3 protein-coding genes and 1 pseudogene (1 of these 4 only partly in view) are annotated in these 26,763 nt (G+C 77.0%); all 4 read right to left on the bottom strand.

What is annotated here, in order from left to right; translation table 11 throughout:
• Positions 1-1,542: pseudogene (locus EKG83_RS19200) on the bottom strand (SDR family NAD(P)-dependent oxidoreductase); its annotated part reaches 6,462 nt to the left of the window's first position; the annotation flags it as partial.
• Positions 1,539-6,206, bottom strand: coding sequence for a type I polyketide synthase (locus EKG83_RS49415; RefSeq protein ID WP_407690767.1), 4,668 nt, complete (start codon positions 6,204-6,206; stop codon positions 1,539-1,541). The gene EKG83_RS49415 and the pseudogene EKG83_RS19200, both read right to left, overlap by 4 nt.
• On the bottom strand, positions 6,203-11,686 hold the full coding sequence (locus EKG83_RS19190; protein ID WP_407690766.1) for a type I polyketide synthase: 5,484 nt from the start codon (positions 11,684-11,686) through the stop codon (positions 6,203-6,205). Before EKG83_RS19190 ends, EKG83_RS49415 begins: the two co-directional genes overlap by 4 nt.
• Positions 11,590-26,763 carry a type I polyketide synthase gene (locus EKG83_RS19185; RefSeq protein WP_153278220.1) on the bottom strand — a complete coding sequence of 5,058 codons (15,174 nt, stop codon included), beginning with the start codon at positions 26,761-26,763 and terminating at the stop codon, positions 11,590-11,592. Before EKG83_RS19185 ends, EKG83_RS19190 begins: the two co-directional genes overlap by 97 nt.

The raw sequence follows: 26,763 nt of genomic DNA, 5'->3' as shown, positions 1-26,763 counted from the left end.
ACACCGAGCGCCCGGCGAGCGCGGCGGCGACCGCGCCCGGGTCGGCCGAGGGGCGGTCGGCGAGCCAGTCCGACAGCCGGGCGGCTTGGTCGCGCAGGGCCTCGGGCGTGCGGGCGGACAGCACCCAGGGCAGCACCCCGGTGGCGGGGGCCGGCACCGGCTCCGGTTCCGGCGCGGCTTCGAGGATCACGTGGGCGTTGGTGCCGCTGACCCCGAACGAGGACACCCCCGCCCGGCGAGGACGGTCCACCACCGGCCACCCACGCCGCTCCGTCAACAGCTCCACCGCACCCGCGGACCAATCCACGTGCGGGGTCGGCTCATCCACGTGCAACGTCCTCGGCAACACCCCGTACCGCATCGCCATGACCACCTTGATCACGCCGGCGATCCCCGCGGCGGTCTGCGTGTGCCCGATGTTGGACTTGACCGACCCGAGCCACAGCGGTTCCCGGCGGTCCTGCCCGTAGGTCGCCAGCAGGGCCTGCGCCTCGATCGGATCACCGAGCGTCGTCCCGGTGCCGTGCGCCTCCACCGCGTCCACGTCGGCCGGGGTCAGCCGGGCGTCGGCGAGCGCCTGCCGGATCACCGCCTCCTGGGCCGGGCCGCTGGGCGCGGTCAGCCCGTTGGACGCGCCGTCCTGGTTGAGGGCCGAGCCGCGGACCACGGCGAGCACCGGGTGGCCGTTGCGGCGGGCGTCGGACAGCCGTTCCAGCACCAGCAGCCCGACCCCCTCGGCCAGCCCCATGCCGTCCGCGGCGCCCGCGAACGCCTTGCACCGGCCGTCCCGGGCCAGGCCGCGCTGCCGGCTGAACCCGGTGAACGAGGCCGGGGTGGCCATCACCGCCACGCCGCCGGCGAGGGCCAGGCCGCTCTCCCCGTCGCGCAGCGACCGGCACGCCAGGTGCAGGGCGGTCAGCGACGACGAGCACGCGGTGTCCACGGTGATCGCGGGCCCGCGCAGGCCCAGCACGTAGGAGATGCGGCCGGACACCACGCTGGTGTTGCTGGCGGTGACCACGTAGCCCTCGTAGCCGTCGGGCGCGGTCTTGAGCAGCGTGCCGTGGTCCTGGTAGTGGCAGCCGACGAAGACGCCGGTGCGGCTGCCGTGCAGGGACAGCGGGTCGATCCCGCCGCGCTCGAACGCCTCCCACGCGGTTTCCAGCAGCAGCCGCTGCTGGGGGTCGGTGGCGGCGGCCTCGCGCGGCGAGAGGCCGAAGAACTCGGCGTCGAAGTGGTCCACCGCGTCGAGGAAGCCGCCGTGCCGGACGTAGGTGCGGCCGGGCCGGTCCGGGTCGGGGTCGTAGAGCTCGTCGAGGTCCCAGCCGCGGTCGGTGGGGAACCCGGTGACGGCGTCGCGCCCGTCGACCAGCAGCCGCCACAGGTCCTCCGGCGAGGCGACCCCACCGGGGAACCGGCAGGCCATGCCGACCACGGCGACGGGTTCGGCCGCCCGGTCACGGGCCTCGTCCAGCGCGCGGCGGGTCTGCCGCAGTTCGGCGGTGACCCGCTTGAGGTAGTCGCGGAGCCGCTGTTCGTCAGCCATGGAGCCGTCCCCCTTCGGCGCTGCCGAGTTCGGCGTCGATCAGGTCGAAGATCTCGTCGTCGTCGGCCCCGGCGAGGTCGTCGTCGACCTCGCCGGCACCGGGCAGCCCGTCCCACCGCCACAGCAGCGCCCGCAGGCGCGCCGCGGTCCGCTCGCGCTCCGCCTCCCCGTCCGGGCCGAACAGCAGCTCCTCCACCTGGTCGACGGCGTCGCCCCGGGCGGTGGCGGGTGCGAGGCGGCCGCGCAGGAACCTGGCCACGTCGCGCGGCGTGGGGTGGTCGAAGACCAGCGTCGCGGGCAAGCGCAGCCCGGTGGCCGCGGCCAGCCGGCCGCGCAGCTCGACCGCGGTGAGCGAGTCGAAGCCCAGCTCGCGGAACGGCCGGGTGGGCTCGACCGCGTCCGGGCCCGCGTGCCCGAGCACCGCGGCGGCGTGCGCGCGGACCAGGCCGAGCACGACCCGCTCGGCCTCGGCGGGCGGCACCGACGCCAGGCGCGCGGCCAGGCCGTCGGCGCCGGGGCGGTCGTCGTCGCCCCCGGCGGCGGCCCGGGCCTCGGGCAGCTCGTCGAGCAGGGGCCGGGCGCCGGCCGAGGTGAACACCGGGACGAACCTGGCCCAGTCGACGTCGGCCACGACCAGCGCGGTCTCGTCGTCGTCCAGGACCTGCCGCAGGGCTTCCAGCGCGAGGTCGGGCGCCATCAGCGGCAGGCCGCGGGCGCGCAGCTGGTCGTTGTCGATGCCGTCGACGACGCGGTCGGCGTCCCACGGGTTCGTCGCGCCCCACACGCCCCAGGCGATGCTGGTCGCGGGCAGCCCGCGGGCCCGCCGGTGCTCGGCGAGCGCGTCGAGGTGGGCGTTGGCCGCGGCGTAGGCGGCGTGGTCCCCGCTGCCCCAGACGCCCGCGATGGAGGAGAACAGCACGAACGCGTCGAGGTCGGCGTCGGCGAACAGCTCGTCGAGGTGCTGCGCGCCCGCGACCTTGGCCGCCACCACCTCGGCGTAGTCGGCCAGGTCGCTGTCGGCGATCGCCCCGAGGCCGATGTGGGCCGCGGCGTGCACCACCGCGCGCACCGGCGGGCCGTCGAGCCCGGCGACCAGCTCGGCCAGGGCGGCGCGGTCGGCCACGTCGCACCGCGCCGCGGTCAGCCGCACCCCCCGCCCGGCCAGCTCGGCGGTCAGCTCGGCGATGCCGGGCGCGTCGGGACCGCGCCGACCGGGCAGCACGACGTGCTCGGCCCCCTCGGCGGCCAGCCGGCGCACCAGGTGCGGGCCGAGGACGCCGGTGCCGCCGGTGACCAGCACGGTGCCCCGGGGCCGCCACTCCCGGCGAGGCCGGGGCGGTCGGGGTGCGCGGGTGAGCCGGCGCGCGAGCAGCCCGGCGGCCCGCACCGCGAGCTGGTCCTCACCGCCGGCGAACGCGGCGGCCAGGTGCGCCCCGGTCGCGGCGTCGGGCACGGCGGGCAGGTCGACCAGGCCGCCCCAGCGCTCGGGGTGCTCCAGGCCGACCACGCGGCCCAAGCCCCAGACCGCGGCCTGGGCCGGGCTGGTCGGTGGCTCGCCGGGCGTGCCGACCGCGCCGCGGGTGACCACCCACAGCGGCGCGGCGACCCCCGCGTCGCCCAGTGCCCGCACCAGGGCCAGCGTGTCGGCGTGGCCCCGGCTCAGCGCCGGGTGCGCGGGGTGCGCGGTGTCGTCCAGGGCGAGCAGCGACACCACGCCGGCGCAACCGCCCGCGACCTCCGCCCACGGCGTGCGGTCCCCTCCGCCGACGACCGGTACCGGTTCGGCGCCGTGGGCGCGCAACGCTTCGACGACGAGGTCGACGGCGGCGTCGGGCACCGGTCCGGTGACGACCAGCCAGCGCCCGGTGAGCGCGGTCGGCCGGGCGCCGAGCGGCTTCCAGCCGATCCGGTAGCGCAGCGCGTCGACCGGGTCGGCGCGGTGGGCGGGCCGCACCCCGGCCGACAGCCAGAACCGCTGCCGCTGGAACGGGTAGGTGGGCAGCTCGACCGGGCGCCCGCCGTCGAGGGCGGCCGACCAGTCGACGTCCGCGCCGCCGGTGTACGCCTCGGCGACGGACAGCAGCAGCCGGTCGTGCCCACCGTCGTCGCGGCGCAGCGTGCCCACGCAGGCGGCCTCTTCTGCGGTCTGCTGGATCGCCATGACCAGAACCGGGTGCGGGCTGCACTCCACGAACAACCCGTGACCGGTGTCGGTCAGCGTCTCGACGGCGCCCTGGAACTCCACCGTGCCGCGCAGATTCCGGTACCAGTAGTCCGCATCCATCCCCGAACCGTCCGTGATCTCGCCCGTGAGCGTCGACACCAGCGGCACCCGGCCGGGGCGGGAACGAATCGGGGCCAGCGCGGTGACGATCTCGTCGCGGATGCGCTCCACCTGAACCGAATGCGACGCGTAATCCACCGGCACACGACGAGCCCGGACCCCGTCGGCCTCACAAGCAACTACCAGCTCGTCCAGGGCCTCCGGCTCACCGGACACCACGGTGACCGCCGGGCCATTCACCGCCGCTACCGAGACCCGGCCGCCCCACCGCGCGATCCGACCACGCACCGCATCGGCCGACTCGCCCACCGACACCATCCCGCCACGACCAGCCAGAGCAAGAATCGCCCTGCTGCGCAGCACAACCACCCGAGCACCATCCCCAAGCGACAAAGCACCCGACACACACGCCGCCGCAATCTCACCCTGCGAATGACCCACCACGGCGGAAGGCACGACACCAAACGACTCCCACACCGCCGCCAACGACACCATCACCGCCCACAACAACGGCTGCACAACATCAACCCGCCCCAACAAACCGGCGTCATCCAAAGCCTCACGCGGAGACCAGTCCACCAACTTGCCCAACGCCGCAGCACACTCACCAAAACGCTCGGCGAACACCACGTTGTCCGCCAACAACCCCACACCCATACCCACCCACTGCGAACCCTGACCCGGGAACACGAACACCGTCTTCCCCACCGCCCCGACCACACCGGCGCGGACGTGCGGCGGCAGGACCTCGACGCCGTCGGCCACCGCGGTGAGCCCGTGGTCGGCGGCGGTCCGGTCACGCGCGACGACGACGGCCCGGTGCTCGAAGTGCGCCCGCGTGGTGGCCAGGGCCAGCCCGATGTCGACGAGCGGCGCGTCAGCGCCGGCACGGACCTGCCCGGCCCACGCCCGCAGCGCTTCCGGCGACCTGGCCGAGAGCACCCACGGCACGGCCCGGCCCGGATCGGTGCCGGGCGTGCGCGGCTGGTCGGGCACCGCTTCGAGGATCACGTGGGCGTTGGTGCCGCTGACCCCGAACGAGGACACCCCCGCCCGCCGAGGACGGTCCACCACCGGCCACCCACGCCGCTCCGTCAACAGCTCCACCGCACCCGCGGACCAATCCAGGTGCGGAGACGGCTCATCCACGTGCAACGTCCTCGGCAACACCCCGTACCGCATCGCCAAGACCATCTTGATCACCCCGGCCACACCCGCCGCGGCCTGCGTGTGACCCAGGTTCGACTTCACCGACCCCAACCACAGCGGGCGGTCAGCCGGACGGTTGCGCCCGTAGGTCGCCAGCAGCGCCTGCGCCTCGATCGGGTCGCCCAACGTCGTCCCGGTCCCGTGCGCCTCCACCGCGTCCACCTCGGACGGCGACAACCCCGCCGCCGCCAGAGCGGCGCGGATCACCCGCTCCTGCGACGGACCATTCGGCGCCGTCAAACCGTTCGACGCACCGTCCTGGTTCACCGCCGAACCCCGCACCACCGCCAACACCGGATGCCCGTTGCGCCGCGCGTCCGACAACCGCTCCAGCAGCAGGACACCGACCCCTTCGGCCAGCCCGGTGCCATCGGCGCCCGCGGCGAACGCCTTGCACCGGCCGTCCCGGGACAGGCCCCGCTGCCGGCTGAACTCCACCAGGAAGGCGGGCGTCGACATGACGGTCACGCCACCGGCCAGCGCCAGGGAGCAGTCGCCGTTGCGCAGCCCCTGGCAGGCCAGGTGCAGCGCGACCAGGGACGCGGAGCAGGCCGTGTCGACGGTGATGGCCGGGCCCTCCAGGCCCAGGGTGTAGGCGATCCGGCCGGAGGCGACGCTGGCGGCGTTGCCGATGCCCAGGTAGCCCTCGACGCCTTCGGGCACGTCGTGCAGCAGCCCGGCGTAGTCCCCGCCGTTGCCGCCCGCGTAGACGCCGGTCCGGCTGCCCCGCAGCGAGTGCGGGTCGATGCCGGCCCGCTCGACGGTCTCCCAGCAGGTCTCCAGCAGCAGCCGGTGCTGCGGGTCCATGGCCAGCGCCTCGCGCGGGGAGATGCCGAAGAACGCGGCGTCGAAGGAACCGGCGTCGGCGAGGAAGGCGCCCTGCCGGGCGTGGCAGGCGCCCGGCGCGTCCGGGTCGGGGCCGTGGATGGCCGCGAGGTCCCAGCCGCGGTCGGTCGGGAACTCGCCGACCGCGTCGGTCTCGGCCAGCAGCAGCCGCCACAGGTCCTCCGGCGAGGCGACCCCGCCGGGGAACCGGCAGCCCGCGGCCACGACCGCGATGGGCTCGGCGGCCCTGGCCTCGGTGGCCCGCAACCGGGCCTGGGTCTCGTCCAGCTCGCTGGTGACGCGCTTGAGGTAGGCGCGCAGCCGGTCTTCGGTGGCCATCACTGCATCCCGGTGGGGTCGTCGGTGAGCTTGCGGTCGAGGTAGGCGAACAGCTCGTCGTCGGTCGCCGCGGCGACCGACACGCCGGCCGGTTCGGCGGCGGGTGCCCACTCGGCGGCCAGGGCGCGCAGCCGTGCGGTGACGTCGGCCAGTTCCCCGGCGTCGAGGCGGGCGGTGCCCAGCGCGGCGGCGAGCCGGTCGACGTGGTCGAGGACGGCCCGGGCGCCGGACGGGGCGGTGCCCAGCAGGGCGTCGCGCACGAACGCGGCCGCGGCCGTGGCGGTGGGGTGGTCGAAGGCGAGGGTCGCCGGGAGCCGCAGGCCGGTGGCCGCGGCGAGGCGGTTGCGCAGCTCCACCGCGGTGAGCGAGTCCAGGCCCAGCTCGCGCAGCGGCTGGTCGGGCGGGACCGCCGCCGCGCCGCGGTGGCCGAGCACGGCCGCGGCGTGGCCGCGGACGAGGTCGAGCACGGCCGCGGTCCGCACGGGTTCGGCCAGCGCGGCGAGTCCGGCGAGCGGGTCCGCCCCGGCGGTGCGGGCCGCGGCGCGGCGGACCGGCGCCCGGACGAACCGCGCCAGCAGCGGCGCGACGTCCTCGGCCGCCCCGCGCGGCGCGCCGTCCAGCCGCAGGGGCAGCACCGCGGGGCGGTCGGGCTCGGCCAGGGCCGCGTCGAACAGGGCGAGGCCGTCCTCCGGGGACAGCGGGGCGACGCCCGCGCGGACCATCCGCTCCACCGCGCCCCGGTCGAGCCTGCCGGTCATGCCGCCGACCGGCGCCCACAGACCCCAGCCGAGGGCCCGGGTGGGCCGCCCGCTCGCGTCGCGGCGCGCGGCGAAGGCGTCGAGGAACGCGTTGGCGGCCGCGTAGTTGGCCATGCCCGGTCCGCCGAGCGTGCCCGAGGCCGAGGAGAACAGCACCAGCTCGGCGTCACCCACCACCTCGTCCAGGGCCAGCGCGGCGTCGGCCTTGGGCCGCAGCACCCGGTCGAACCGGTCGTCGTCGATCCCGGTGACGATCCCGTCGGCCAGCACGGCCGCGGTGTGCACCACCAGCCGGGGCGGGCGGCGCGCCACCAGCGCGGCCAGGGCGTCCCGGTCGGCCACGTCCACCGCGACGACCTCGACGTCGGCACCGGCCGCGACGAGGTCGTCGCGCAGGCGGTCCGCGCCGGGGGCGGCCGGGCCGCGCCGGGAGGCGAAGAGCAGCGAGCGCACCTCGTGCGCGGTGACCAGGTGCCGGGCCACCAGCCCGCCCAGCCCGTCGGCCGCACCGGTGACCAGCACCGGCCCCCGCACCGCGCGCTCCGCCGCACCACCCGGCGGTGGCAGCCGGACCAGCTCGGGCACGCGCAGCCCACCGGCCCGCAGCGCGGCCTGCGGCTCGCCGGCGGCGAGCGCTGCGGGCAGCAGCCGGGCGGAGGCGTCGTGGTCGTCGAGGTCGAGCAGGGCGAACCGGCCGGGGTGCTCGCGCTGGGCGGAGCGCACCAGGCCCCACACCGCGGCGCCCACCGGGTCCGGCACCTCGCCGTCGACGGCGACCGCGCCCCTGGTCAGCACCACGAGCCGGGCCGCGGCCCGGTCCTCGGCCAACCAGTCCCGCACCAGGCGGAGCACCGCCCCCGCGGTGGTCCGGACCGCGGTCGCCGGGTCGGGGTCGCCCTCCGCCGGGGTGACCGACGCGCAGGCGCCGTCGGCGGCCGCGGCGCCGGCGAGGTCCGCGGTCGCGTCGACCCGCACCCCCGCCGCGCCGAGCACGGCAGCCACCTTGAGGTCGTCGTCGCCGACCACCACCCAGCGACCGGTCGAACCCGAGGCCGGGTCGACGTCCCGGGCGACCCAGTCGACGGCGTACAGGGCTCCCGCACGGGGTGCCGTCGGCGGCGCCTCCACCGGTCGGGACACCAGCGACTCCGCGGTGGCGACCGGCGCGCCGGTCTCGTCGGCGACGTGCAGCGAGAGGCGGTCGTCGGCCAGCCGCGCGAGCCGGACGCGGACCGCCGCCGCGCCGGTCGCGTGCAGTTCGAAGCCGCTCCACAGGAACGGCCTGCGCGGGGTCGGGTCGACCGCCGCCGTGGCCTGGGTCGCGGCGTCGAGCAGCGCCGGGTGCAGGGCGAACCGGTCGTCCCGCTCGGCCTGGCCCAGTTCCGCCTCGGCGAACACGTCGTCGCCCCGCCGCCAGACCGCGCGCAGGCCCCGGAACGCCGGACTGCAGTCGACGCCCGCGGCGGCGAGCCGGTCGTGGAAGCCGTCGAGGTCGACGGGCTCGGCACCCGCGGGCGGCCAGTCGACCGGCTCGGGTTCGACGCCGGACGCCGGGGCGAGGCTGCCGGTGGCATGCCGGGTCCAGGTGCCGTCGGCTGCCCGCGCGTGCACGGCCAGCGGTCGGGCGCCCGCCGCGTCGGCCGGGCCGACGGTCAGCCGGACGCGGACCCCGCCGGCCGGAACCGGGAGGGGGACGCCGATCGCCAGCTCGTCGACCCGGGAGCAGCCGACCAGGTCCCCAGCGTGCCGGGCCAGGTCCAGGAACACCGAGCCCGGCAGCAGCGCGATCCCGTTGACGGTGTGCTGGGCCAGCCACGGGTGGGCCGCGGGGGACAGGGCGCCGGTCACCAGCAGGCCGCCGTCGGCCTGCTCGACCGCCGCGCCCAGCAGCGGGTGGCCGGCCGGGTCGACGCCCGCGGCCCGCAGGTCGGCCGCCCCGTGGGCGGGCGCGGGCCAGTAGCGGCGGCGCTGGAAGCCGTAGGTGGGCAGGTCCGCGTGACGGCCGCCGGCGGTGGCGACCGACCAGTCGACGCTCGCGCCGCGCACGTGGGCCTCCGCGACCGACAGCAGCACGCGGCGCGGCCCCCCGTCGTCGCGGCGCAGCGTGCCGACGGCGACGACGTCCTGTCCGAGTCCCGGGACGAGCACGGGGTGCGGGCTGCACTCGACGAACAGCCGGTGCCCGCGCCCGGTCAGCGTTTCGACGGCGCCCTGGAACTCCACCGTGCCACGCAGATTCCGGTACCAGTAGTCCGCGTCCATCCCCGAACCGTCCGTGATCTCGCCCGTGAGCGTCGACACCAACGGCACCCGACCCGCACGCGGCCTCACCGACGCCAACACCGACCGGATCTCCCCGGCGATCGCCTCCACCTGGGCCGAGTGCGACGCGTAATCCACGGGTACACGGCGGACCCGGACCCCGTCGGCCTCACACACGGCCACCAACTCGTCCAACGCCTCCGGCTCACCGGACACCACGGTGACCGCCGGGCCATTCACCGCCGCCACCGAGACCCGGCCGCCCCACCGCGCGATCCTGTCCCGCACCCGGCCCACGGCCTCGCCCACCGACACCATCCCGCCACGACCAGCCAGAGCCAGAATCGCCCTGCTGCGCAGCACAACCACCCGAGCACCATCCCCAAGCGACAAAGCACCCGACACACACGCCGCAGCAATCTCACCCTGCGAATGACCCACCACCGCCGACGGCACGACACCGAACGACTCCCACACCGCCGCCAACGACACCATCACCGCCCACAACAACGGCTGCACAACATCAACCCGCCCCAACAGAGCGGCATCACTCAAAGCCCCGTGCGGAGACCAATCCACCAACCCCGCCAACGCCGCAGCACACTCACCGAACCGCTCGGCGAACACCACGTTGTCCGCCAACAACCCCACACCCATACCCACCCACTGCGAACCCTGACCCGGGAACACGAACACCGTCTTCCCCACCGCCCCGACCACACCGGTCACCACGGTGGCCGCGGGCTCGTTCCGCACCAGCGCGTCCAGCCCGGCGACCAGCTCGTCCCGGTCGGCGCCCACCACCACGGCCCGGTGCTCCAGCGCGGCCCGACCCGCGTGCAGGGTGTGGGCGGCGTCGACCGGCCGGACCGCCGCGCACCCGTCCCGCAGCCGCGCGGCCTGCTCCCCCAGCGCCTCGGCCGTCTTCGCCGACACCACCCAGGGAACGACCGCGGGCTCCGGCCCTTGGTCCACAACGACTTCTTCGGCGGATTCCAGGATCACGTGGGCGTTGGTGCCGCTGACCCCGAACGAGGACACCCCCGCCCGCCGAGGACGGTCCACCACCGGCCACCCACGCCGCTCCGTCAACAGCTCCACCGCACCCGCGGACCAATCCACGTGCGGGGTCGGCTCATCCACGTGCAACGTCCTCGGCAACACCCCGTGCCGCATCGCCAAGACCATCTTCATCACGCCCGCCACACCCGCCGCGGCCTGCGTGTGACCCAGGTTCGACTTCACCGACCCCAGCCACAGGGGTTCCTCGCGGTCCTGCCCGTAGGTCGCCAGCAGGGCCTGCGCCTCGATCGGGTCGCCCAACGTCGTCCCGGTCCCATGCGCCTCCACCGCGTCCACGTCCCGCGGCACCAGCCCGGCCGCGTCGAGCGCGGCGCGGATCACCCGCTCCTGCGACGGACCATTCGGCGCCGTCAAACCATTCGACGCACCGTCCTGGTTCACCGCCGAACCCCGCACCACCGCCAACACCGGATGCCCGTTGCGCCGCGCGTCCGACAACCGCTCCAGCAGCAGCAACCCCACGCCCTCGCCCCACGCGGTGCCGTCGGCGGCTGCGGCGAACGCCTTGCAGCGGCCGTCCGGGGCCAGCCCGCGCTGCCGGCTGAACTCGACGAACACGGCGGGCGTGGCCATCACGGTCGCCCCGCCGGCCACGGCGAGCGCGCACTCGCCGCGCCGCAGCGACTGCACCGCCAGGTGCAGGGCGACCAGCGAGGAGGAGCACGCGGTGTCGACGCTCAGCGCGGGCCCCTCCAGGCCGAGCACGTAGGCGAGCCTGCCGGAGAAGACGCTGGCCGCGTTGCCGATCCCGGCGTAGCCCTCGACGTCGTCGGGGGCGTGCCGCAGCAGTTCGGGGTAGTCCTGGCCGTTGGTGCCCAGGAACACGCCGGTGCGGCTGCCGCGCACCGAGTGCGGGTCGACGCCGGCCCGCTCGAACAGCTCCCAGCCGGTCTCCAGCACCAGCCGCTGCTGCGGGTCCACGGCCAGCGCCTCGCGCGGGGAGATGCCGAAGAACGCGGCGTCGAAGCCTGCCACGTCGGTCAGGAAGCCGCCCTCGCCGACGTGGGAGGTGCCGCGCCGGTCGGGGTCCGGGTCGAGCAGGGCGTCGAGGTCCCAGCCCCGGTCGACCGGGAACGGCCCGACCGCGTCGACGCCCCGCCCGACCAGCTCCCACAGCGCCTCGGGCGTGGTCGCCCCGCCGGGGAAGCGGCAGGCCATCGCGACCACCGCGACCGGTTCGCGGTCGGCGTGCTCGGCCGCCCGCAGCCGGTCCTTGGTCCGGTGCAGCTCGGCGGTGACCCGCCGCAGGTACTCCAGGACCTTGTCGTCGGCGTCGTCAGCCATCAGTCGGACACCCCCAGGTCGTTGTCGATGAGGTCGAACAGCTCGTCGCGCGAGGCGGACCGGACGTCGACCGGCGCGGTGCCACCACCCGCCCACCCGTCGGCCAGGGCGCGCAGGCGCCGGCCGATCCCGGCGCGCAGCTCGGGGTCGGTGACCCCGGCGAAGACACCGGCCAGCCGGTCGAGCTCGGCCAGCGGGTCGGGTGCCCGCTCCTCCGGGACGAGCAGGGCGAGCAGCCGCGCGGCCATGGCCGCCGGGGTCGGGTGGTCGAACACCAGCGTCGCGGGCAGCCGGACCCCGGTGGCGGCGGCCAGCCGGTTGCGCAGCTCGACCGAGGTCAGCGAGTCGAAGCCGAGGTCGGTGAAGGCCCGGTCGGCGGGGACCGCGGCGGTGCCGTCGTGGCCGAGCACCGCGGCCGCGCTCGCGGTGACCAGCTCGACGAGCAGGTGCTCGCGGTCGGCGGGCGCGGCGGCGGCCAGCCGCAGGGGGAACGCCAGCCCGTCGGCGGCGGCCGGCCGGTCCGCGGGCGCGGTGCGCGCCGCGGGCAGGTCGGCCAGCAGCGGTGTCGGCCGGACCTCGGCGAACGCGGAGGCCAGCCGGGGCCAGTCGATGTCGGCGACGACCAGCGCGGGCCGCCCGGAGGCGACCGCCCGACCCAGGGCCGCGACCGCCGACACCGGGTCCATCGGGGTCACCCCGTCGCGGCGCAGGCGTTCGGCGGCGGCGGGGTTGGTGGCCATGCCGGCCCCGGCCCACGCGCCCCAGGCCACCGAGGTGGCGGGCAGGCCCAGGGCGTGGCGGCGCCGGGCCAGCGCGTCGAGCGCGGCGTTGGCGGCGGCGTAGTTGCCCTGGCCCGCGTTGCCGAGGGTGCCGGCGGCGGAGGAGAACAGCACGAACGCCTCCACGTCGCCGGCCAGCTCGTGCAGCGCCTGCGCCGCGTCGAGCTTGGGCGCGAGGACGCCGGCGAGCCGGTCGGGGGTCAGCGCGTCGACCACGCCGTCGTCCACCACGCCGGCGGTGTGCACGACGGCGGTGAGCGGCCGGTCGGCGCCGATCCCGGCCAGCAGGCGGGCCAGCGCGTCCCGGTCGGTCACGTCGCAAGCGGCGAGGGTGACCTCGGTGCCCAGCCCGGTCAGCTCGGCCGCCAGCTCGGCGGCGCCCGGCGCGTCCGGACCGCGGCGGCTGGTCAGCAGCAGGTGCTCGGCGCCCGCGGTGGCCAGGGCGCGGGCCACGTGCGCGCCCAGCGCCCCGGTGCCGCCGGTGACCAGCACGGTGCCGTGCGGCCGCCACGCGGGCCGGTCGACCGGCGGCGCGGGCACGAGCCGGCGCGCGGACGCGCCCGCCGCCCCGAGCGCCACCTCGTCCTCGCCGATCCCGGCGAGGACCGCGCGCAGCAGGTGCCACGTGCGCTCGTCCGGCTCGGCGGGCAGGTCGACCAGGCCGCCCCAGCGCTCCGGCTGCTCCAGGGCCACCACGCGCCCCAGGCCCCACACCGCGGCCTGGTCGGGGTCGTGCGCCGTGGTCGCGGCCCGGGTGGCGCACCACAGCGGCGCGTCGACGGGCACGTCGCCCATGGCCTGCACCAGCGCCGCGGTCAGGGCGAGCCCGACCGGCACCGCCGGGTGCCGGGCGAGCCTGCCCCCGACCGCGCCGACCAGCGACAGCACACCGGCCGGCACGGTGCCGTCGGCCAGGGCGGCGGCGAGGCGTTCGGCCACCTCGGCCCGGTCGGGGCGCCCGGGGTCCAGCAGCACCCGGCGGACCACCGCGCCGCCCTCGACCAGGGCCCGCTCGGCGGTGGCGTCCTGGTCCGCGGTCGCGACGAGCAGCCAGGTGCCGCCGAGCACGGCCGGTGCGGGGTCGGCCAGGGGGCGCCAGGTCGCGGTGCAGGTCCAGGAGTCCTCCGGGGCCGGTCGCGCGCCCCGGTCGCGCCACGGCGCGGTCAGCCAGAACCGGGTGCGCCGGAAGGCATGGGTCGGCAGGTCCACCCGACGGGCGCCGGTGTCGGCGAAGACCCCGGTCCAGTCCACCGGGACGCCGCGGGTGTGCAGCTCGCCCAGCGCGGTCAGGACCTCGCGGGCCTCCGGCCGGTCGGCGCGCGTGGTGGGCACCACGGCGGCCCGCTCGACCAGGTCCCGCGCCATGCCGCTGAGCACGCCGTCCGGCCCGACCTCCAGGAAGACCGTCGTGCCCGCGGCCTCGGCGGCGGTGACGGCGTCGGCGAAGCGGACCGCCTCGCGGGCGTGCCGCACCCAGTAGTCCGGGCCGGCGACCTCGTCGGTCACCGGGGTGCCGGTCAGCGCGGAGACGAAGGGCACCGAGGGGGCCGAGAACGCCACCTCCGACAGCACGGCGCGGAAGTCCGCCAGCGCCGGCGTCATCAGCCCGGAGTGGAAGGCGTGGCCCACCCGCAGCCGCCGCGCCCTGCCACCGCGCGCGACGACCTCGGCGGCCACCGCGTCCAGCTCGGTCGCGGCGCCGGACAGGACGACCGACTCGGGGCCGTTGACCGCGGCGAGGTCCACCCGCCCGCGGGCCAGCGCGACCGCCTCGTCGGGGTCGGTGCGCAGCGCGAGCATGCCCCCGCCCGGGGGCAGGGCGTGCATGAGCCGGCCGCGGGCGGCGACCACGCGGCACGCGTCGGCCAGGGTGAACACCCCGGCCACGTGCGCCGCGGCCAGCTCGCCGACCGAGTGGCCCAGCACAGCGGCCGGGACGATGCCCCAGGAGCGCAGCAGCGCCGCCAGCGCCACCTCGAACGCGAACAGCGCCGGCTGGGCGAGGTCGGTGCGGTCGAGGTCGGTCGCGGTGCGCGGGTCGGGCACGCCGTGGGCGGCCAGCTCGGCGCACACCTCGGCGTGGGCGGCGGCGAACGCGGGGAACCGGGCGGCGAGCCCGGCGCCCATGCCGACCCGCTGGGAGCCCTGGCCCGCGAACAGCAGGGCCACGCGGTGCCCGTCGTCGGACGCGGTGCCGGGCACCACCGCGGGGTGCGAGCGGTCCTCGGCCAGGGCGCGCAGGGCGGACCGGAGCCGCTCGGCGTCCTCGGCCACGACCACGGCCCGGTGCGGCAGCGCGGACCGCGTGGTGGCCGCGGAGAACGCCACGTCGACCGCCCGGACACCCGGTTCGGCGTCGAGGTGGGCCAGCAGCCGGGCGGCCTGCCCCGCGAGTGCGGGGGCCGCGGTCGCGGCCAGCGGCACGGGCACCGGCCACACCTCCGCCCGCTCCGGGGCGGGGTCTTCGACGTCGCCGGCCTCGACGACCACGTGCGCGTTGGTGCCGCTGACGCCGAAGGACGACACGCCGGCCCGCCGGGGGCGGTCGGCCTCGGGCCAGTCGCGCGGCTCGGTGAGCAGCCGCACGCCGCCGGTCCAGTCGACGTGGGGCGTGGGCTCGTCCACGTGCAGGGTCCTGGGCAGCACCCCGTGCCGCAACGCCTGCACCACCTTGATCACACCACCGACACCCGCCGCCGCCTGCGCGTGACCGATGTTCGACTTCAACGACCCCAACCACAGCGGCCGCTCGGCGTCGTGCGCCGCGCCGTAGGTCGCCGAGACCGCCTCGGCCTCGATCGGGTCGCCCAGCGCGGTACCCGTACCGTGCGCCTCCACCACGTCCACGTCCGCGGCCGACAGACCCGCGTCCGCCAGCGCCGCCCGGATCACCCGCCGCTGGGCGGTGCCGTTGGGCGCGGTGAGGCCGTTGGACGCGCCGTCGGAGTTGACCGCGCTGCCGCGCACGACCGCGAGCACCCGGTGGCCGTTGCGGCGGGCGTCCGACAGCCGCTCCAGCACCAGCACGCCCGCGCCCTCGGCCCAGGCGGTCCCGTCCGCCGAGGCGGCGAACGAGCGGCACCGACCGCCGACCGACAGGCCGCGCTGGCGGCTGAACTCGACGAAGACCTCCGGGGTGGCCATCACCGACGCGCCGCCCGCGAGGGCCAGGCCGCACTCACCCGACCGCAACGCCCGCGCCGCCAGGTGCAACGCCACCAACGACGACGAACACGCCGTGTCCACCGTCAACGCAGGACCCTGCAACCCCAGCGCGTACGCCACCCGACCGGACGCGACGGCGGGCAGCGTGCCGGTCATCAGGTAGCCCTCGACGCCGTCGGGCGGGACCTGGTCCCGGCCGCCGTAGCCCTGGTCGATGACGCCGACGAACACGCCGGTGTCGGTGCCGCGCAGGGCCAGCGGGTCGAGCCCCGCACCCTCGACCGCCTCCCACGAGGTCTCCAGCAGCAACCGCTGCTGCGGGTCCATGGCCAGCGCCTCGCGCGGGCTGATCCCGAAGAACTCCGCGTCGAACTCCGCGGCGTCGTGCAGGAACCCGCCCTCGCGGACGTAGGTGGTGCCGGGCCGGTCCGGGTCGGGGTGGTAGAGCCCGTCGACGTCCCAGCCGCGGTCGGTCGGGAAGCCGGTGATCGCGTCGACGCCGTCGAGCACGAGCCGCCACAGCTCCTCGGGCGAGCGCACCCCGCCCGGGTAGCGGCAGGCCATGCCGATGATCGCCACCGGTTCCTCGGCCCGGGTGCGCGACGCGGCCGGCGCGGTTCCCGCCCGACCGGCCGACTCGGCGAGCAGCAGGTCGGCGAGCGCGGTCGGCGTCGGGTGGTCGAAGACCACCGCGGCGGGCAGCCGCAGCCCGGTCGCCGCGCCGAGCCGGTTCCGCAGCTCCAGGCCGGTCAGCGAGTCGACGCCGAGGTCGGCGAAGGTGCGCGTCGGCCGGATCGCGTCCGGACCGGGGTGGCCCAGCACCGCGGCCGTCTCGGCGCGCACCAGGCGCAGCAGCTCCTCCGGGGTACCGGCGGGCCGCGCCACGGGCGCGGGCCGGGGCACGACCACGTCGGTGGTGGTCGCGGAGCCGCCGGAGGTGTTCAGCCAGAACCGCTGCCGTTGGAACGGGTAGGTGGGCAGGTCGACGTGGACGCCGCCCGCGAAGGTGCCGGCCCAGTCGACCTCGGCCCCGCGGGCGTGCGCCTCGGCGACGGACAGCAGCAGCCGGTCGTGCCCGCCGTCGTCGCGGCGCAGCGTGCCCACGCAGGCGGCCTCTTCCGCGGTCTGCTGGATCGCCATGACCAGAACCGGGTGCGGGCTGCACTCCACGAACAACCCGTGACCGGTGTCGGTCAGCGTTTCGACGGCGCCCTGGAACTCCACCGTGCCACGCAGATTCCGGTACCAGTAGTCCGCATCCATCCCCGAACCGTCGGTCGTCTCCCCGGTGAGCGTCGACACCAACGGCACCCGGCCGGGGCGGGGACAAATCGGGGCCAACACCGACCGGATCTCCCCGGCGATCGCCTCCACCTGAACCGAATGCGACGCGTAATCCACCGGCACACGACGAACCCGAACCCCATCCGCCTCACACACGGCCACCAACTCGTCCAACGCCTCCGGCTCACCGGACACCACAGTGACCGCCGGGCCATTCACCGCAGCCACCGAGACCCGGCCACCCCACCGCACGATCCGACCACGCACCGCATCGGCCGACTCGCCCACCGACACCATCCCGCCACGACCAGCCAGAGCAAGAATCGCCCTGCTGCGCAGCACAACCACCCGAGCACCATCCCCAAGCGACAAAGCACCCGACACACACGCCGCAGCAATCTCACCCTGCGAATGACCCACCACCGCCGACGGCACGACACCAAACGACTCCCACACCGCCGCCAACGACACCATCACCGCCCACAACAACGGCTGCACAACATCAACCCGACCCAACAAACCGGCGTCACCCAAAGCCCCGTGCGGAGACCAATCCACCAACCCCGCCAACGCCGCAGCACACTCACCAAAACGCTCGGCGAACACCACGTTGTCCGCCAACAACCCCACACCCATACCCACCCACTGCGAACCCTGACCCGGGAACACGAACACCGTCTTCCCCACCGGCTTCGCAATGCCTTCGACCAGTCCGGGCGCGGTCGCGCCGTGGGCCAGCGCGCGCAGCACGTCGATCCGCGCGGCCGGGTCGGTGGCCACGACGGCGGCGCGGTGGTCGAACCGGCTGCGCGCGCCCGCCAGGGTGGCGCCGACGTCGAGGGCCCGCGCGGCGGGGTCGTCGGCGAGGTGGTCGGCCAGCCGGGCCGCCTGCGCGGCGAGCGCGTCGGCGTCGCGAGCGGACAGCAGCCACGGCACCAGCCGGTCCCCGGCGCCGGTCTCGGGCGCGGGCGCCTGGGGGGCCTGTTCGACGATCGCGTGGGCGTTGGTGCCGCTGACGCCGAAGGCCGAGACGCCCACCCGTCGCGGCCGGTCCACGGCGGGCCAGTCGCGCCGCTCGGTCAGCAGCCGCACCGCACCCGCGGACCAGTCCACGTGCGGGGTCGGCTCGTCCACGTGCAGGGTCCTGGGCAGCACGCCGTGCCGCAGGGACAGCACCGCCTTGATCACCCCGGCCACGCCGGCGGCGGCCTGGGGGTGGGCGATGTTGGACTTGAGCGACCCCAGCCACAGGGGTTCCTCGCGGTCCTGCCCGTAGGTCGCCAGCAGGGCCTGCGCCTCGATCGGGTCGCCCAACGTCGTCCCGGTCCCGTGCGCCTCCACCGCGTCCACGTCCCGCGGCGCCAGCCCGGCCGCGTCGAGCGCGGCGCGGATCACCCGCTGCTGCGAGGGGCCGCTCGGCGCGGTCAGGCCGTTGGACGCGCCGTCCTGGTTCACCGCCGTGCCGCGCACCAGCGCCAGCACGGGGTGCCCGTTGCGCCGCGCGTCCGACAACCGCTCCAGCACCAGCACACCCGCGCCCTCGCCCCACGAGGTGCCGTCGGCGGCTGCGGCGAAGGGCTTGCAGCGGCCGTCCGGGGCCAGCCCGCGCTGCCGGCTGAACTCGACGAACATGCCGGGCGCGGCCATCACGGTGGTGCCGCCGGCCAGGGCGAGGTCGCAGTCCCCGGCGCGCAGCGCCTGGCCGGCGAGGTGCAGGGCGACCAGGGACGACGAGCACGCCGTGTCGACGGTCACCGCGGGTCCCTCCAGCCCCAGGACGTAGGCGATCCGGCCGGAGACGACGCTGGAGGACTTGCCGGTGACCAAGAAGCCGCCGAGGCCCTCGGGCGCCTCGTGCAGGCGGGAGCCGTAGTCCTGGTAGACCATGCCCGCGAACACGCCGGTCCGGCTGCCGCGCAGCGACCTGGGGTCGATGCCCGCCCGCTCCACGGCCTCCCAGGAGGTCTCCAGCAGCAGCCGCTGCTGCGGGTCCATGGCCAGCGCCTCGCGCGGCGGGATGCCGAAGAAGTCCGCGTCGAAGTCGGCGGCGTCGTGCAGGAACCCGCCCTCCCGGACGTAGGAGGTGCCGTGGTGGTCGGGGTCCGGGTGGTACAGGTTCGCCAGGTCCCAGCCGCGGTCGGCGGGCAGGTCGGAGACCACGTCGCGCTCGGCGACGAGCAGGTCCCACAGCTGCTCGGGCGTGCTGACGCCGCCGGGGAAGCGGCAGCCCATGGCCACGATCGCGATGGGCTCGTCGTCGGTGGCGGCGGTCGCCCGCGGGGTCTCGGCGCGCGGGGTCGCGCCGTCGCGCTCGTCACCGCCGAACAGCTCGCCGAGCAGGAAGCGGGCGACGGCGGTGGCGGTGGGGTGGTCGAACAGCAGGGTCGAGGGCAGGCGCAGGCCGGTGGCGCCGGCCAACCGGTTGCGCAGCTCGACCGCGGTGAGCGAGTCGAAGCCCTGCTCGCGGAACGCGCGGGCGGGGTCGACCGCGGCGGGGTCGGCGTGCCCGAGCACGGCGGCGGCGTGCGCGCGGACGGCGTCCACGGCCGCCTGCCCGCGCTCGGGCCCGGCGAGCCCGGCGAGCCGCTCGGCGAAACCGCCGCGCGGTCCGGTGCCGCCCGTCCGCGCGAGTTCCCGAACCTCGGGCAGGTCGGCGATCAGCGGGTTCGGGCCGGCCGCGGTCAGCACCGGGGCGAGCCGGTCCCACCGCAGGTCGGCCACCACGAGCGCGGGTTCGGCGCCGCCGACGGCGGTGCGCAGCGCCCCGATCGCGACCCGCGGGTCCATGGCGACCACGCCGCGGCGCGCCATGCGCTCGGCGATCCCGGCGTCCGCCATGCCGCCGCCCGCCCAGACGCCCCAGGCCACGGCGAGGGCGGGCAGGCCGCGCGCGGCGCGGTGGCGGGCCAGGGCGTCGAGGTGGGCGTTGGCGGCGGCGTAGGCGCCTTGCCCGGCGTTGCCGACGACCCCGACGACGGAGGAGAACAGCACGAACGCGTCGAGGTCCGCGGTCAGCTCGTGCAGCGCGTCCGCGGCGTCGGCCTTGGCGGCGAGGACGCGTTCGAGCTGCTCGGGGGTCGTGCTGTCCAGCACGCCGTCGTCCAGGACGCCCGCGGTGTGCACCACGGCGTTCGGCGGGTGCTCGGCCAGGAGCGCGGCCAGCGCGGCCCGGTCCGCCACGTCGCACGCGGCCAGCGTCACGCGGGCGCCCGCGTCCTCCAGTTCGGCGCGCAGGTCGGCGGCGCCCGGCGCGTCCGGTCCCCGGCGGCCGACCAGCACCAGGTGCTCGGCGCCCGCCGCGGCGAGCAGGCGGGCGACCCGCGCGCCCAGGGCGCCGGTGCCACCGGTCACCAGCACGGTGCCGCGCGGGGTCCACGGGGTGGCGGCGCGCGGCGGTGCCGGCACCAGCCGGCGGCCGAACACGCCGCTGCGGCGCAGCGCGACCTGCCGTTCCCCGGCCGAACCGGTCACCACGGCCCACAGCCGGCGCGCGGTCCGCGCGTCGACCTCGGCGGGCAGGTCGACCAGGCCGCCCCAGCGCTCGGCGTGCTCCTGCGCCACGACCTGGCCCAGGCCCCAGAGCCTGGCCTGCCGCGGCGCGGCGGTGGGCTCGTCGGGCCCGACCGCGCCCCTGGTGGCGCACCACAGCGGGGCGGCGATCCCGGCATCACCGAGCGCCTGGACCAGGGCGAGCGTGTCGGCCACCTCGGCGTCGTCGTGCGCGCCGAGCATCGAGAACACCCCGGCAGGCGGCCGGTCCAGGGTCGCGGTGAGGCGGGCGGCCAGCTCCCGCCGGCCCAGCCCCGGCTCGACCGGCACGACGACGGCGTCGGCGGGCAGCGGGTGGTCCGGGGAGCCGGCCGGGACCACGACGAGCCAGGTCGCCGCGGTGGGCGGCGCCGCGGGCTCCGGCAGCGGCTTCCACTCGACCCGGTAGCACCAGCGGTCCAGGTCCCGGTGGCCGCGCACCCGCCCGCGCCACGCGGCCAGCACCGGCAGGGCGGCCGCGGTCGCGTCGGCGTCCTGGCCGAGCACGTCCGCCAGCGCGGCCGCGTCGGCGGCGTCCACCGCCGACCACAGGCGCTCCTGCTCCGGGTCGGCGGCCACCGGCTCCGGGCGGTCCAGCCAGAACCGCTCGCGCTGGAACGGGTAGGTGGGCAGCGGGATCCGCCGGCCGCCGGTGCCCGCGAGCACGGCGGACCAGTCGACCGGGACGCCCGCGGCGTGGGCCTCGGCGGCGGAGAGCAGGAACCGGGCGCGGTCGCCCTCGTCCCGGCGCAGCGAGCCGACCACGGCCGCGTCGGCACCGTGGTCGTCGACGGTGCCCTGGACGCCGATGGTGAGCACCGGGTGCGGACTGACCTCGACGAACGCGTCGTGGCCGCGGTCGAGCAGCGTGCGCACGGCGCGGTCGAAGTGGACCGTCTGCCGCAGGTTGCGGAACCAGTAGTCGGCGTTCAGACCGGTGGTGTCCAGCAGGTCGCCGGTCACCGTCGAGCAGAACGGGATCCGCGCGGCGCGCGGGGTGATACCGGCCAGCAGGGTGGCCAGCTCGTCCCGGATGGCGTCGACGTGGGGCGAGTGCGAGGCGTAGTCCACCGGGACGCGCCGGGCGCGCACGTCGTCCCGGTCGCACTCGGCGAGGAACTCCTCCAGCGCGTCCGCGTCGCCGGCCACCACCGTGGCGGCGGGGCCGTTGACCGTGGCCACGCCGATGCGGTCGCCGTGCGCGGCGAGGCGGGCCAGCACCGCGTCGACCGGGAGCGGCACGGACACCATGCCGCCGCGCCCGGCGATCGCGCCGAGGGCCCGGCTGCGCAGGGTCACCACCCGGGCGGCGTCCGCCAGCGACAGGGCGCCCGCGACGTGCGCCGCGGCGATCTCGCCCTGCGAGTGCCCGACCACCGCGGCGGGCTCGACGCCCGCCGAGCGCCACAGCCGGGCCAGCGAGACCATCACCGCGAACAGCGCGGGCTGCACCACGTCGACCCGCTCCGGTGAGGGCGCGCCCGGGGCGGACCGCAGCACGTCCAGCAGGTCCCAGTCCACGTGCGGCTCGAACGCGGCGGCGCACGCGCGCACCGACTCGGCGAACACCGGTTCGGTGTCGAGCAGGCCGGTGGCCATGCCCGGCCACTGCGACCCCTGGCCGGGGAAGACGAACACCGGCCTGCCGCGCCGCCGGGCCGTGCCGACCACGAGCCCCGGCGCCTGCTCCCCCTCGGCGAGGGCCCGCAGCGCCGCGGTGAACCCCGCCGGCTCGCGCGCCACCACGACGGCGCGGGTGTCGAAGGTCGAGCGGGCCGCCAGCGACACCGCGACGTCGGTCGGGTGGACGTCGTCGCCGATCCGCTCGGCCAGGCGCCGGGCCTGGGCCCGCAACGCGGGCTCGCCCTTGGCCGACAGCGGCCACGCCACGGGGGCCGCGAGGTCGGGCGCCGCGGAACCGGGCGTTGCGAGGTCGGGCGCCGCGGAACCGGCCGCCTCGGGAGCAGGCGCCGGGAGCTGGTGCGCGCCGGGCCGGCGGCCCTCGGACCGGTGGTCCGCAGGGGCGGGCTGGGCGAGGGCGGCGGAGGCTGCGAAGGCGGCGGCACCAGGAGCGGCGGGGTCGACAACCTCGGCACCGGGAGCGGCGGGGTCGTGGTCGGCCGGAGCCTCCTCGACGATCACGTGCGCGTTGGTGCCGCTGATGCCGAAGGACGACACGCCGGCCCGCCGCGGCCGGTCGCCCCGCGGCCACTCGACCGGTTCGGTCAGCAGCGACACCGACCCCGCCGCCCAGTCGACGTGGGGCGTGGGCTCGTCCACGTGCAGGGTCCTGGGCAGCACCCCGTGCCGCAACGCCTGCACCACCTTGATCACACCACCGACACCCGCCGCCGCCTGCGCGTGACCGATGTTCGACTTCAACGACCCCAACCACAGCGGACCGGACCGGTCCCGCCCGTAGGTGGCCAGCAGCGCCTCGGCCTCGATCGGGTCGCCCAGCGCGGTACCCGTACCGTGCGCCTCCACCACGTCCACGTCCGCGGCCGACAGACCCGCGTCCGCCAGCGCCGCCCGGATCACCCGCTCCTGCGCCGGGCCGTTGGGCGCGGTCAGGCCGTTGGACGCGCCGTCCTGGTTGACCGCCGACCCGCGCAGCAGCGCCAGCACCCGGTGGCCGTTGCGACGGGCGTCCGACAGCCGCTCCAGCACCAGCACGCCCGCGCCCTCGGCCCAGGCGGTCCCGTCCGCCGAGGCGGCGAACGCCTTGGCCCGGCCGTCCCGCGCCAACCCGCGCTGGCGGCTGAACTCCACGAACATCCCGGGCGACGCGAGCACCGCGACACCGCCCGCGAGGGCCAGGCCGCACTCACCCGACCGCAACGCCCGCGCCGCCAGGTGCAACGCCACCAACGACGACGAACACGCCGTGTCCACCGTCAACGCAGGACCCTGCAACCCCAGCGCGTACGCCACCCGACCCGATGCCACGCTGACGCTGCTGCCGGTGAGCGCGTACCCCTCGTAGCCGGGCAGGCCCTCGTCGAGCCGGGGACCGTAGTCCTGGGCCATGGCGCCGACGAACACGCCGGTGTCGGTGCCGCGCAGCGCCAGCGGGTCGAGCCCCGCACCCTCGACCGCCTCCCACGAGGTCTCCAGCAGCAACCGCTGCTGCGGGTCCATGGCCGCCGCCTCGCGCGGGTTGATGCCGAAGAACGCGGCGTCGAAGCGGTCGGCGTCGTAGACGAAGCCGCCCTCGCGGACGTAGGAGGTGCCGCTGTGCTCGGGATCGGGGTGGAACAGGGCGGCGAGGTCCCAGCCCCGGTCGGTGGGGAACCCGCCGATGGCGTCCTCGCCGGCGGCGACCAGCCGCCACAGCTGGTCCGGCGTGGTGACGCCGCCGGGGAAGCGGCAGCCCATGCCGACGATCGCGATCGGCTCGTCCGGGTCGGCCGCGGCGGTGGGCCGGTCGGCCGCGGCGCCCCCGGCCAGGTGGACGGCGAGGGCGGCGGGCGTGGGGTGGTCGTAGAGCAGCCCGGCGGCCAGGCGGCGCCCGGTGGCCTCGGCCAGCGCGTCACGGAACTCGACCGCGGTCAGCGAGTCGAACCCGAGCTCGCGGAACGTCAGGTCCGGGTCGACGGCCGCCGCCGACCGGTGGCCCAGCACCTCGGCGGCGGTGTCGCGGACGAGGGCGGCGAAGTCGACCGGGTGGGCGTCGACGGGAACCTGTTCGACAGGTGACCGCTCGCCGGACACCTCCCCGCCAGGCACCCGCTCGCCGAGGACCCGCCCGGCGGAACCTCCCCCGTCCGCCCCGGTGGCCGTGCTCCCGACCGGTTCCCCGGCTTCGTCGGCCCGCGCCCCGGCCCGGCCCGGCGACGCCGTGTCCAGCCAGTGGCGCTCCCGCTGGAACGGGTAGGTCGGCAACCGCAGCCGCCGGGCCCCGGTCCCGTCGAACAGCGGCTCCCAGTCCACCCCGACCCCGCGCACGTGCAGCCCGGCCACCCCCGCCACGAACCCGGCCACCTCCGGCCGGTCGGCGCGCACCCCCGCGTGCACCACCCGGTCGCCGCCCGCCAGCACCTCGCGGGCGGGCGCGGCCAGCGCGCTGTCGGGGCCGATCTCGACGAAGTCGGTGACGCCGAGCCCCACGGCGGCGCGCACCCCGTCGGCGAAGCGCACGGCCTCGCGGGCGTGCCGCACCCAGTAGTCCGCGGTGCGCACCTCCGGCCCGGCCGGCGCGCCGGTCAGCGTGGAGACCAGGACCGTCCGCGGCTCGTGGAACCGCACCCCGGCCAGCACCTCGGCGAAATCGGCCAGCACCGGGTCCACCGCCGCCGAGTGGAAGGCGTGGCTCACCCGCAGCGGCCGGGTCCGCCGCCCCATCCCGGCGAGCACGGCGGCGACCCGGGCCACCGCGTCCTCGGTGCCGGACAGCACGACCGCGTCGGGTCCGTTGACCGCGGCGACCTCGGCGCCGTCGACCAGCACCTCCCGCACCTCGCGCTCGGTGGCCCGCACCGCGACCATCGCGCCGCCCGGCGGCAGGGCCTGCATCAGCGCGCCGCGGGCGGCGACGACCCGGCAGGCGTCCTCCAGCGCGAAGACCCCGGCCAGGTGGGCCGCGGCGATCTCGCCGACGGAGTGGCCGAGCACGACGTCCGGCACGACGCCCCAGGAGCGCAGCAGCTCCGCGCAGGCGACCTCGAAGGCGAACAGGGCGGGCTGGGCGGTGCCGGTGCGGTCGACGTCGGCGCCGGGCGACCACACGGCCTCCCACGGGTCGGTTCCCACGACGTCGGTGAACGCCGCCCGCACCCGGTCCAGCGCCGCCGCGAAGACCGGGAACCGGGCGGCGAGGTCGCGGCCCATGCCCGGTCGCTGCGCGCCCTGCCCGGTGCACAGGAAGGCCACGCGGCGGTCGGGCCGGGCCACCCCGCGCACCACCGCCGCGGACCTGGTGCCGGCGGCGACCGCGGCGAGCCCGTCGGCCGACCCGTCCAGGACGACCGCGCGGTGCCCGAACGCGGTCCTGGTGGTGGCCAGCGAGAAGGCCGCGTCGACCGGGTCCGCGTCGAGCACGGCCAGCGCGGTGGCCTGGGCGCGCAGCGCCGCCTCGTCGCGCGCCGACAGCACCAGCGGCACCGGTCCGGACGGGACCCGCCGGGGCGGGTCCCGTCGGGCCGGCGCCTCGGCCAGCACGAGGTGGCAGTTGGTCCCGCCCATGCCGAACGACGACACGCCAGCGATCAGCGGCCGGTCGGGCCGGGGCCACGCTCCGTGGTCCACGCGCACCCGCAACCGCAGCTCGTCGAGCGGGATGGCGGGGTTGGGGGTGCTGAAGTTGAGGCTGGGCGGCAGTTCGCGGTGCCGCAGGCTCAGCGCGACCTTGATCAGGCCGACGATCCCGGCCGCGCCCTCCAGGTGGCCGACGTTGGTCTTGGCCGACCCGACGGCCAGCGGCACGGACCGGTCCGCGCCGAGCGCGGCGCCCAGCGCGCGGGCCTCCACCGGGTCGCCGACGCGGGTGCCGGTGCCGTGCAGCTCCACGTACTGCACCGCGGCGGCGTCCACACCGGACCGCTCCCGGGCGGCGCGCAGCACGGCCTCCTGCGCTCCCGCGTCGGGCACGGTGAGCCCCGGGGAGGCGCCGTCGCTGTTGACCGCACCGCCCCGGATCACGCAGTACACCTCGTCGCCGTCCGCGACGGCCGCGCCCAGCGGCTTGAGCAGCACGGCGCCACCGCCCTCGCCGCGCACGTACCCGTCGGCCCCGGCGTCGAACACGCGGCAGGCGCCACCTGGCGACAGCGCGCCGAACCGGGCCGCGGCGAGCGTGGACTCCGGCGCCAGGTTCAGGTTCACCCCGCCCGCGACGGCGAGCGGCACCTCGCCCCGCCGGATGGCCTCGCACGCCAGGTGGACGGCGACCAGGGCCGAGGACTGGGCGGTGTCGACGGTCATGCTGGGACCGGTCAGACCGAGCACATAGGACACCCGGTTGGCGATGATGCCGCGCTCCAGGCCCGTGAGCGTGTGCGCGCCGACGTGCTCGGCGCCCTGCCGGCGGGCCAGGGTGGCGTAGTCGTCGCCGATCGCGCCGACGAACACGCCGACCGGCTCGCCCGCCAGCGCGGCGGGCACCACCCCGGCGTCCTCCAGGGCCTCCCAGGCCAGTTCCAACATCAACCGCTGCTGCGGGTCCATCGCGGCCGCCTCGCGCGGCGAGATCCCGAAGAACCCGGCGTCGAAGAGGTCCACCGCGTCGAGGAAACCACCGCGGGCCGGCACACCGGCCGTGCCGGGCGCGGGCCAGCGGTCCGCGGGTGCGTCGGTGATCGCGTCGGTGCCGGTGCGCAGCAGCCGCCAGAACGCGGCCGGGTCGGCCGCGCCCGGCAGCCTGCACGCCAGTCCCACCACGGCGATCGGTTCGGGCGATCCGGCTGCGTGTTTCGTCAC

Origin of the sequence: Saccharothrix syringae (assembly GCF_009498035.1) — a bacterium.
Lineage (GTDB): Bacteria > Actinomycetota > Actinomycetes > Mycobacteriales > Pseudonocardiaceae > Actinosynnema > Actinosynnema syringae.
This window is presented reverse-complemented; position numbering and strand designations above follow the sequence as displayed.